Source organism: uncultured Campylobacter sp. (assembly GCF_938039245.1).
Lineage (GTDB): Bacteria > Campylobacterota > Campylobacteria > Campylobacterales > Campylobacteraceae > Campylobacter_A.
In genome coordinates this window covers 1-9,298 of sequence record NZ_CALHVN010000019.1, presented here as the reverse complement: position 1 = coordinate 9,298, position 9,298 = coordinate 1, and the positions used below count along the sequence as shown (strand labels likewise).

Here is a 9,298-nt window from a genome sequence, read left to right as displayed (position 1 = left end):
TACTCGGTCACTACCGACGAGGTAGCTCCCGTCGTAAAATTTAGATCCGCCTCGTATCCTCGTAGCGAAGTCTCGTTACGAGCGCAAAGCGCGACGTAAAAACGCAAAAATACTTCGCCTTATTTTTACGGTTTATCTCGCGAGCGTCTCTGACGGAGCTAGTAAAAATTTAGCTCGATAGACTACGTGTCTTATCTTCGCTAAATTTTTACGTCGCTTCTGCTTGCAGTTGCGACCGCAAGGGAAGCAAAGCCCTTAAATCCATCTCGCGATACTTTGCCTTGACTTTTTATAGTCAAATTTGCAAATTTGGCTCGCTGAGACCCGCACCTTTAAAATGTAAAATTTGATTCCAATTTGCGATGCTTTGCTCGTAGAGCAAAGCCATGTCGCCACGTCTAACGTGCAGTGGGGGCAGGTGGGGGGGTGACGCTTCGTAGGTAGAAACCCTTTCTGCCTCCTAAGAAAAAGAAAAAGGGACCCTTTGCTTCAGCTACGCCTCGCAACCACAAAGCAGAGCGCAATTCAAGACACTTGCCCCTTAACAAGAAAGATTTAATTTGAAATTTGACAAAACTAAATTTAGCATCTTAAAGTTGCGGGTTTGGGAAAGTGAAATTTACAAATTTGCCGCCCTTTAAAACGACCGATTTATCAAAAAATCAGCCGAATTTAATTAATATTGCGAGATCGAAATAAAAATCAGGATAAAAAATGAACGAAAATTTAATAGCTTACGCCGCGGCGTATCTGTTAGGCGGCATCCCCTCGGGCGTGATTTTGGCTTATATCTTTGGCGGAGTGAATATCAGAAGCGAAGGTAGCGGCAGCATCGGCGCGACCAACGTCTTGCGCGTGCTAAAGCAAAAAGATCCCAAACTCGCTAAAAAAATCGCGATTTTAACCGTCGTTTGTGACGTTTTAAAGGGCGTTTTGCCGATACTGATCGCGAAATTTTTAGGCCTTGCTCCAGCGACGCTTTGGGCGATGGCGGTGCTTTCGGTACTCGGGCACTGCTATTCTCCGTTTTTGAAATTTGAAGGCGGCAAGGGCATAGCCACGGGTGCGGGCGTTTTGGCGGTCTTTTTGCCGCTTGAGATCGCTATCGCGCTTGGAGTTTGGTTTGTCGTGGGCAAGCTACTTAAGATCTCCTCGCTAGCCTCGCTAGCCGCGCTTGCGGCGTTTATCGTAGCTACTTTTGCGTTGCAGCCGCAGATTCCTGACATCGACTCTTATGCACCGATATTTTTGATCGCGTTTTTGGTCGTTTATAAGCACTTACCAAACATCAAACGCCTGATAACAGGGCAAGAAAAGCGTGTTATTTGACGACCATTATCAGAGATTACGAATTTAGCACGATCATCGGGCTGCTTGATTTTGAGCGCGTGACGCCGCAAAAGGTAAGAGTGAGCGCGGAATTTGAGAGTGGCGAGTTTATAGACTACGTGGAAATGATAAATTTTATCGAGGAAATTTACGCGCGGGAGAAATTTGACACCGTGGAAAACTCGCTTGAAATTTGCGCGAAAAAGTTGAAGGAAAAATTTAGCTCGCTTAGCTTTTTGAAAATGGAAATTTTAAAAATAGAGATCGTCAAAAATGCTACGGTAGGCGCAAGGGCTGAGTTTAAATATTAAATTTTTTTTAAAGTATCTTGAAATTTCGCTTAATTTATGATACAATCGCGTCAAATTTCATAGAAGGAAAAAAATGAGAATTTTAATAGTTGAAGATGAGGTAACTCTAAACAAAACCATCGCCGAGGGCTTGCAGGAGTTTGGTTATCAAACCGACAGCTCGGAGAATTTCAAAGATGCCGAGTATTATATCGGTATTAGAAATTACGACTTGGTTTTAACCGACTGGATGCTACCTGACGGAGACGGCGTGGATCTGATCAACATAATAAAACATAAATCTCCGCGCACCGCCGTCGTCGTAATATCGGCAAAAGACGATAAAGAAAGCGAAGTAAAAGCCTTTAGAATCGGCGCGGATGATTACATCAAAAAGCCGTTTGATTTTGACGTCTTGGTCGCTAGGATCGAGGCTCGCTTGCGTTTTGGCGGTACTAACGTCATCAAAATAGACGACCTTATCATCGATCCGGACGAAGAAAAAATCACCTACCTAGGCCAAGATATCGAGCTAAAAGGCAAACCGTTTGAGGTGCTAACTCACCTTGCGCGCCACAGCGATCAGATCGTTAGTAAAGAGCAGCTGCTAGATGCGATCTGGGAGGAGCCTGAGCTAGTAACTCCAAACGTAATCGAAGTGGCGATAAATCAAATCCGCCAAAAAATGGATAAGCCGCTAAACATCTCGACTATCGAGACGGTCAGAAGACGCGGGTATAGATTTTGCTTTCCCAAAAAAGCCTAAGACTTAGGTTTATAGCGCAATTAGCATCGGCTTCTACGATGCTAATTCTCATCATCTCCGTCCTTTTATATCAGTATATTAAGGTTACGATTTACGAAAACATCTCCCAATCGCTCGCTTACGAAGCTAAAATTTTATCTACGAGCGCGAATTTAGCCAGACTTAAAAATCCTTTCGAGTATTCCACGCTAAACGATAGCCCCACGCGCGTTAAGCTTGTAAAAGGCGAAACAAAAGCGCCTTATTTTATAACCGAGAGTCTGGGCAAAAAGAGCTATCTGACCCTGTTTTATCCCTATACTCAGGATGATAGCATCGCGCTAACTAAAGAAACTACGCAGCAAAGCAAGCTCATAAATCAAATTTTAATCGATATCATCGTCGTAAACGCCACTTCTATTTTGCTAGTGCTTTTTTATGCGCTATTTTTGTCGCGCATGCTACTGGTGCCGATTAAAATTTTAAGTAAAAAAATGACGAATTTAAACGAGAGATTTTTGCAGGCGATCAGCCTTGAGGAGCTACCGCCCGAGTTTAAACCGCTAGGCAAAAGCTTAAACCGCCTAATCGAGCGGATTCAGACTTTCGTGCTTTATCAAAAGGAGCTATTCGTCGGCGTCGCACACGAGTTAAAAACGCCGCTTGCGGTAATGAAAACAAAAAACGAGGTCACGCTGATAAAGCCGCGCGAGAGCGAAAAATATATAGAAACGCTCAAAAATAACAACGAAGCCATCGATCATATGAATAAAATGATCGGGTCTATTTTGGAAATCGGGCGGCAGGAGGGCGCGCAGTTTGAGGAGGCCGTGCCTACCGACGTCATCGAGTTTTTGAAGCAGTCGGCGAATAATTTTAAAATTTTAGCCCGCGGCGAGGGTAAGGATATAGCGACCCAGTTTGCGCCCTCTAGCCTAAAAATGACGCTTCAAACGACGCTTTTGACGCATGTTATCCAAAATTTCGTTCAAAATGCGATCAAATTTTCCCCCGCCGGCTCGGTCGTTACGATACGATCTTTCCTAAACGACGGCGAGTTTATAATCGAGGTCGTAGACGAGGGCTGCGGCATCGACGAGAGCAAGGATCTTTTTGCGCCGTTTAAGCGCTTCGGCGATAAAAGCGGAGCTGGACTCGGGCTATTTTTAGCCAAGGGCGCGGCGCAGGCTCTAGGCGGAACCGTATCTATCAAAAACCGCACGGACGGCCGTAGCGGCGCCGCCTCGAGCTTGCGGCTACCGATAAATAAAACAAACAAAGGCAGATAAATGGCAAAACGAACCGCCGTCATAGACTTAGGCTCAAATTCGATGCGAATGGTGATATTTGACAAAAGCTCGCGTTATGCTTTTAGCGTCGTGGGCGAGTTTAAGATGAAGGTGCGCCTTGGCGAGGGCGCTTACGAAAACGGCGGCGCGATCGGCGAGAGATCTATGCAAAAGGCTTTTGAGGCTTTTAGCGAATTTAAAAATATCGCCAAGGCCTACAAATGCGCAAAAATATTTGCTATGGGTACCTCGGCTCTGCGCGACGCGCCTAATGCGGGCGAGCTAATATCGCTCGTGCGCCGCGAGCTAGGACTAAATTTAAAGGTCGTTAGCGGCAAAGACGAGGCGGTTTACGGCGGCGCGGCGGCTCTAAATTTGCTTGAGCCGCTAGAGGAGTTCGTCACGCTTGATATCGGCGGGGGCTCTGCCGAGCTTGCGCTTGTTAGCGGCGGCAAAATAATAGACGCCGTGTCTTTAAATTTAGGCACGGTGCGGCTAAAGGAGCTATTTTTCGACAAAAAAAATCTAAGCGCCGCGCAGCCGTTTATCAAAGACGCGCTAAAAAGCTTGCCTAAAAATTTCAAAAGCAAAAACCTAGTCGCCATCGGCGGCAGCCTGCGCGCGATATCTTCAGCGATAATGTCGTCGCAAAATTATCCTCTAAAAACGGTGCATAATTTTGCCTACAAACTGCAAAATCACAAAAACTTTATCGAGAGTATTTCGCAAGCAAGCGTGCTGGAGCTTGGGAAATTCGGCATCAAAAAAGATCGCTTCGATACGATTAGAGAGGGCGCGCTCATCTTTTTAAGCGCGGCCGAGACTTTAGGCGCGCAAAATATCTACACTAGCGGCGCGGGCTTTAGGGAGGGCGTATTTTTAAGCGATATTTTGCGTCCGACGCGCAAATTTCCGCCTAATTTTAACCCGAGCGTGAGGAGTTTGCAGGATAGGTTTTTGCTCGGCGAGAACAAAACTATCGTAAAATACGCTAAAGATATTTTTGCCGCGCTAGAGCCGCTGCATGAGCTTGGCGGGCGATACGAGAGCGAGCTGGCGGTCGCGGCCAAGCTGCATGACGTGGCGCAGTGCTTGGGATTTTACGGCGAGCACGCTAGCTCGGCATTTTTCGTGTTAAATGCGCTAAACTACGGCTTTTCGCATGCGCAAAAATGCCTCATAGCCGCAATCATCGCTCAAAACGGCAAAAAAAGCTCGAGCGAATTTGAGCGGTTTAAAGATCTGCTACCTAGCGAAAGCGTCGTGCGCTGGTTAAGCTTTATCCTGGCTTTAGCCAAAAACCTAGATGTAAACCGCGCGCACAAAAGGCTAGAGTTTGAGTTTATAAACCATACTTTGCAAATTTACGGCGCTAAGGAGCTGTTTATGGCGAAGGAAAATATCAAAAAGATGACTAAACCGGATACTTTTGCGATCTGTTTTGCGTGAAATTTGAAGGAAGATTGATGAAATATGCGCTAAATTTCATCAAATTTTATAGGCGCCAGATGAATTTTAGTCTATACTCGCCTTATCTTTATATGCGTCCAGAGGTTGGCGGTTTTCGATGTAGGCGTTTAGCTTTTTTTGATTTTCTTCAAAAAAGCTCTGGAAGTCCTGCTCGCTCGTCATCTTTTCTTCGCCGAATTTATCCAGAAGTACGTTTGAGGCGCCCGTTAGCACGAGGTAGCGTCTGTCAAGGTGCTGAAAAAGCACGACTTTATTGACGCCGTCAAGCGGTTTTTCGTAGATTATCTCCACCTCTTCGTCTTTTTTTACCTTTTCAAACCAGTCGTTTTTTTGCTTTGTTTTAAATGCATTTTGCTTGTTTTTTAGTTTTGTTTTGATGAATAAAAGCGCGAGCAAAAGTAGCGCCAAAACGCCTAAAACGGAATAATATCTATAATCTACCATATCGCTCATGCTCTGCGTCATAAAATTTACGTCGCCGCTTTGCGCGCCTAAATTTAGGCCTGCGCCTTGAGCCGACGCGCTCAAATTTGAGCCGTTTTGCTCGCCTGATAAATTTGATGCTTCGGTTATATTTTCTTTAGTTTCTTGCGAGGATATGGCGGTCGTGGCTGGGGAATTTATCGCAGCTTGGGGCGTTACTCGCACGCGCAGGCCAAACCCGTCGGTGGTCTTTGACGCGCTAACGGACACCTCGGCCGCACTCTTTATCACGAGGGCTAAATTTTGCCCTCTAGGCTCAAACAAAAGCTCTTGCAGTATGCTTGAATTTACGCTTTTTTCGATGCTCTGATCGTTTTGCAAATCTTTAAAGAGTAGGGTTATCGCGCCGTCTTTGCGCTCTTGCAGGATAGTCCCGCTATAAGGCGCGTCAAAACTAAGCATGATATCCACGCGGTCGCTACGCTCATAAATGTTGTAAGTAGATAAATTTGACCCCCAAAGCGCGACGAAAAACAGCGAAAGCGCGGCAAAAATCCTCATAACTGCTCTCGTTTAAAGTACTGGATGACGGATTTTGAGTCTAGGATTTCATTTATCCTGATGGCGAGGTTTTTTTCGTAAACCATCACTTCGCCCTTGCCGAAAATTCGGTTGTTTATAAAAAGCTCCACGCTCTCGCCGGCAGGCTTTTCTAGGTCGATTACCGAGCCAACCTCGAGCTTTAAAAGCTGCTTTACGCTAATAGTCGTGGTACCCAGCTCCGAGATAAAATCTACTCCGATATCCATCAGCTCGTCGTAGCTTTTAAAAAGCCCGCCGCGCTCTTGCAACATCTCCTGAACCCCTTGCAGCGCCGTTTCTACGGCGGTTACTTCTTGTAGTTCTTCGCTCATCCCTTTTTATATCCTATTTGAAATGTTCTATTTTTGATTTTATAGACGCGTTTATCGTCTAGTTTGACGTGAAAGCTCGTTCTGCCTAGATACTCCGGAGTGCCTAGTTTGTAGGCGTTTGCTTCGCGTTCGTTTAGTAGATTTTTGGCGTATCCGATTGCGAGATTGGCCACCTCTTTGCAGATGTCGCTTAGCTCGTCTTCGGCTAGCTTATCGACGCCAAGAAGCACGCTAGCAAAGCGATTTAGCGTATCTTTTTTAAAATAAAGATAAAAGTGAAACTCCTCTTTACCCTTAAAAATCGGCAAGCTCGAGCCGTAAAATTCGCCTTCCGCGCTCTTTGCGCTCTCTACCTTGTAGCCTAGAGTATCCTCGCACAGATGCTTGATCCCAAGCTCCGCAACGTCCATCATCGCGCCGTCCTTTAAACGAAATTTTTTGATTATACTTAAATTTAACGCAAACGTGGCTAAATTTAAAAAAGTTTATTGATTTGCTTTATCAGCTCTTTGCCATCAAATTTGGCCGTGAGCTTTACTATCTCGGTGCCGATTATCGCGCCGTCGGCATAGGTTTTTACCTCGTCGGCATCATTTTTATTTTTCACGCCAAAGCCCACCGCGACAGGCAGATCGCTTCTTTTTTTTAGACCCTCTACGAGCGCTTTTAGTCTCTCCTCGCTAGCTCGCTGCGACCCGCTCACTCCGATAGCGCCCAGAGCATAGATAAAGCCAGAGCCGAATTTTAAAATTTTATCCGCGCGGTTTTGTGAGGTGACGCTGATTAGCGGGATGAGATCAATATCAAATTTAGCGCATAGGCCCGCTACCTCCTCGCTTTCCTCAAACGGCAGATCGGGGATGATAAATCCTGCGATACCGACATCTTTTGAATGAGCGATAAATCTCTCTACGCCGTAAGCAAACACGATGTTAAAATATACGAGAAATACGACCGGTTTATTTATCTTGCCTTTGCACTCTTCTAGCATGGCAAATATCGCGCCCGTGTTTACGCCCTTTGCGGCGGTTTCAAAGCTAGCTTGCGCGATGAGTTTGCCGTCTGCGAGCGGATCGGAGTAGGGGATGCCAAGCTCAAGTAGATCCAGGCAGCTGCTGTTTAAATTTAATAAAAACTCTTTCGTCGCTTCGACGCTAGGATATCCCGCCACGACGTAGCCGATGTTTGCTTTTTTGCCGACAAACGCGTCTTTTACCTTAGCCATAAATTTTTCCTTTCTCGTAGCTCATCACGGTGTTTATATCCTTGTCGCCGCGCCCCGAGACGTTTACGACGATGACGCTTTTTTTTGTCAAATTCGGGCAGAGCTTTTCTAGGTACGCTAACGCGTGCGAGCTCTCGATCGCAGGTATGATGCCCTCTAGGCGGCTGGTTAGATATAGTGCGTTTATGCACTCGTCGTCTGTGACGCCGTAGTAGGCGGCTCGCTTGCTCTCGTGCAGGTGCGCGTGCTCGGGGCCCACGCCCGGATAGTCAAGCCCCGCCGAGATACTATGCACGGGCTCGATCATGCCGTATTCGTCTTGGAGGACGATCGTTTTCATACCGTGGATGATGCCTGTGCGACCCTTGGTTAGAGTTGCGGCGTGATACGGCGTGTACGCGCCTAGGCCCGCAGCCTCGACTCCGATCAAATTTACGTCCGCGTCACCCAAAAACGCGCTAAAGATACCGATAGCGTTGCTACCGCCGCCGACGCAGGCGATGACGTAGTCCGGATGCACACCGTATTCTTTTAGCTGAGCCTTGGTCTCGCGGCCGATGATACTCTGAAAGTCGCGCACGATCCTAGGATACGGGTGCGGGCCGACTGCTGAGCCGATGACGTAAAATGTGCTTTCTATCTCGTTTACCCACGCTTGGATTGCCGCGGTAGTGGCCTCTTTTAGCGTTTTTAGCCCATCTTCTACGCTCACGACTCTGGCGCCTAAAAGCTGCATGCGAAACGCGTTTAGCTGCTGACGCTCGACGTCTGTCGCGCCCATATACACGTCGCACTCAAGGCCGAGCAATGCCGCCGCGGTCGCAGTCGCCACGCCGTGCTGACCGGCGCCCGTCTCTGCTAAAACCTTCTTTTTGCCCATTTTTTTGGCTAGAAGCGCTTGAGCCAGGGCGTTGTTTATCTTATGCGCGCCCGTGTGGTTTAGATCCTCGCGCTTTAGATAAATTTCATGCCCGTAGTGCTCGCTTAGGCGTTTTGCGTGATATAGCGGGCTCGGGCGTCCGACGTAGTTTTTTAGTAGGTCGTCTAGTTCGGCCTCAAATTCAGCCGTTTTTACTATGCGCTCGTATGCAGCCTCGAGCTCGTCTAGCGCGAACATCACGGTTTCTGGCACGAACTGCCCGCCGAATTTGCCGAAATAAGCTTTATGGTTCATGGGGTTCCTTTTGGTTTTTTGTAATTTTATCCAGCGTATTAAACAAACATTGTTTATATTTTATTATATCCTCTCTTATCTTCTTGCATAGCATATCATCAAATATAATATCATCATTTTTATTTTCAAAACACTTCCTGCCATCTTCTTTTTCTTTTAATACAGAATGTGCAAATTGATTTCTCTTTTCTATAATATCTTTTTTGTAGTCATTGGCAAAATTGTCTAGCTTTAAGGTATCTAAAATATGTGAAATTGTTTTTATCTTATAAGAACTACTAAAAACAAAATTATCTTTGATCAGTTCTTGAAATCCAGTGCTACTATTTTTCCACTTATTAATTTTACTAATTTTAGTATTAAATTGTTTATCTATGTCTGATAAAATATTTGATTTTAAACTTGAAGTATCGTTTTTTTCATCATCAATAAAACGTTT

General features: G+C 46.0%; 11 protein-coding genes. 5 read left to right on the top strand and 6 right to left on the bottom strand.

The genetic code is table 11. The features are described 5' to 3' along the window. The first annotated feature begins 714 nt into the window (after nt 1-714). From plsY to Q0218_RS03075, 5 genes are all read left to right on the top strand, one after another. On the top strand, nt 715-1,329 hold the full coding sequence (gene plsY, locus Q0218_RS03095) for a glycerol-3-phosphate 1-O-acyltransferase PlsY (RefSeq protein ID WP_122863175.1): 615 nt from the start codon (nt 715-717) through the stop codon (nt 1,327-1,329). Continuing rightward, nucleotides 1,326-1,640 carry a dihydroneopterin aldolase gene (locus Q0218_RS03090; RefSeq protein WP_297966129.1) on the top strand — a complete coding sequence of 105 codons (315 nt, stop codon included), beginning with the start codon at nt 1,326-1,328 and terminating at the stop codon, nt 1,638-1,640. The genes plsY and Q0218_RS03090 overlap by 4 nt, the downstream gene beginning before the upstream one ends. A 73-nt stretch (nt 1,641-1,713) precedes the next feature. Then, entirely contained in the window at nt 1,714-2,385 is a 672-nt protein-coding gene (hsrA, locus tag Q0218_RS03085) for a homeostatic response regulator transcription factor HsrA (protein WP_297966128.1), read from the top strand. Nucleotides 2,386-2,423: 38 nt separating this feature from the next. Then, nucleotides 2,424-3,653 (top strand): HAMP domain-containing sensor histidine kinase, encoded by a 1,230-nt coding sequence (locus Q0218_RS03080; RefSeq protein WP_297966126.1) that lies wholly within the window; start codon nt 2,424-2,426, stop codon nt 3,651-3,653. Then, nucleotides 3,654-5,102: a Ppx/GppA phosphatase family protein gene (locus Q0218_RS03075; RefSeq protein ID WP_297966125.1), complete on the top strand. Its 1,449-nt coding sequence runs from the start codon at nt 3,654-3,656 to the stop codon at nt 5,100-5,102. It begins immediately after the preceding gene. Nucleotides 5,103-5,168: 66 nt separating this feature from the next. On the opposite strand, the gene Q0218_RS03070 is transcribed toward Q0218_RS03075, so the two are convergent. The 6 genes from Q0218_RS03070 to Q0218_RS03045 all read right to left on the bottom strand — a co-directional run. Then, nucleotides 5,169-6,107 (bottom strand): excinuclease ABC subunit A, encoded by a 939-nt coding sequence (locus Q0218_RS03070; protein ID WP_297966124.1) that lies wholly within the window; start codon nt 6,105-6,107, stop codon nt 5,169-5,171. Further along, nucleotides 6,104-6,400 carry a flagellar motor switch protein FliN gene (gene fliN / locus Q0218_RS03065; RefSeq protein WP_034957998.1) on the bottom strand — a complete coding sequence of 99 codons (297 nt, stop codon included), beginning with the start codon at nt 6,398-6,400 and terminating at the stop codon, nt 6,104-6,106. Before fliN ends, Q0218_RS03070 begins: the two co-directional genes overlap by 4 nt. 56 nt (nt 6,401-6,456) lie before the next feature. After that, on the bottom strand, nt 6,457-6,870 hold the full coding sequence (locus tag Q0218_RS03060) for a chemotaxis protein CheX (RefSeq protein WP_297966131.1): 414 nt from the start codon (nt 6,868-6,870) through the stop codon (nt 6,457-6,459). Nucleotides 6,871-6,935: 65 nt separating this feature from the next. Next, complete coding sequence (gene trpA / locus Q0218_RS03055; protein WP_297966122.1) at nt 6,936-7,685, bottom strand: tryptophan synthase subunit alpha; 750 nt, start codon at nt 7,683-7,685, stop codon at nt 6,936-6,938. Then, nucleotides 7,678-8,859: a tryptophan synthase subunit beta gene (trpB, locus tag Q0218_RS03050; RefSeq protein ID WP_297966121.1), complete on the bottom strand. Its 1,182-nt coding sequence runs from the start codon at nt 8,857-8,859 to the stop codon at nt 7,678-7,680. Before trpB ends, trpA begins: the two co-directional genes overlap by 8 nt. Beyond that, nucleotides 8,849-9,298: hypothetical protein (locus Q0218_RS03045; RefSeq protein WP_297966119.1), on the bottom strand; the 450-nt coding region annotated here is incomplete at its 5' end. The genes Q0218_RS03045 and trpB, both read right to left, overlap by 11 nt.

Excerpts from the sequence above, each read along its gene's own strand:
- fliN (WP_034957998.1), bottom strand. The coding sequence starts at position 6,400 with ATGTTGCAAGAGCGCGGCGGGCTTTTTAAAAGCTACGACGAGCTGATG.
- trpB (WP_297966121.1), bottom strand. The coding sequence starts at position 8,859 with ATGAACCATAAAGCTTATTTCGGCAAATTCGGCGGGCAGTTCGTGCCA.
- Q0218_RS03080 (WP_297966126.1), top strand. The coding sequence starts at position 2,424 with ATGCTAATTCTCATCATCTCCGTCCTTTTATATCAGTATATTAAGGTT.
- plsY (WP_122863175.1), top strand. The coding sequence starts at position 715 with ATGAACGAAAATTTAATAGCTTACGCCGCGGCGTATCTGTTAGGCGGC.
- hsrA (WP_297966128.1), top strand. The coding sequence starts at position 1,714 with ATGAGAATTTTAATAGTTGAAGATGAGGTAACTCTAAACAAAACCATC.
- Q0218_RS03060 (WP_297966131.1), bottom strand. The coding sequence starts at position 6,870 with ATGGACGTTGCGGAGCTTGGGATCAAGCATCTGTGCGAGGATACTCTA.
- trpA (WP_297966122.1), bottom strand. The coding sequence starts at position 7,685 with ATGGCTAAGGTAAAAGACGCGTTTGTCGGCAAAAAAGCAAACATCGGC.
- Q0218_RS03070 (WP_297966124.1), bottom strand. The coding sequence starts at position 6,107 with ATGAGGATTTTTGCCGCGCTTTCGCTGTTTTTCGTCGCGCTTTGGGGG.
- Q0218_RS03075 (WP_297966125.1), top strand. The coding sequence starts at position 3,654 with ATGGCAAAACGAACCGCCGTCATAGACTTAGGCTCAAATTCGATGCGA.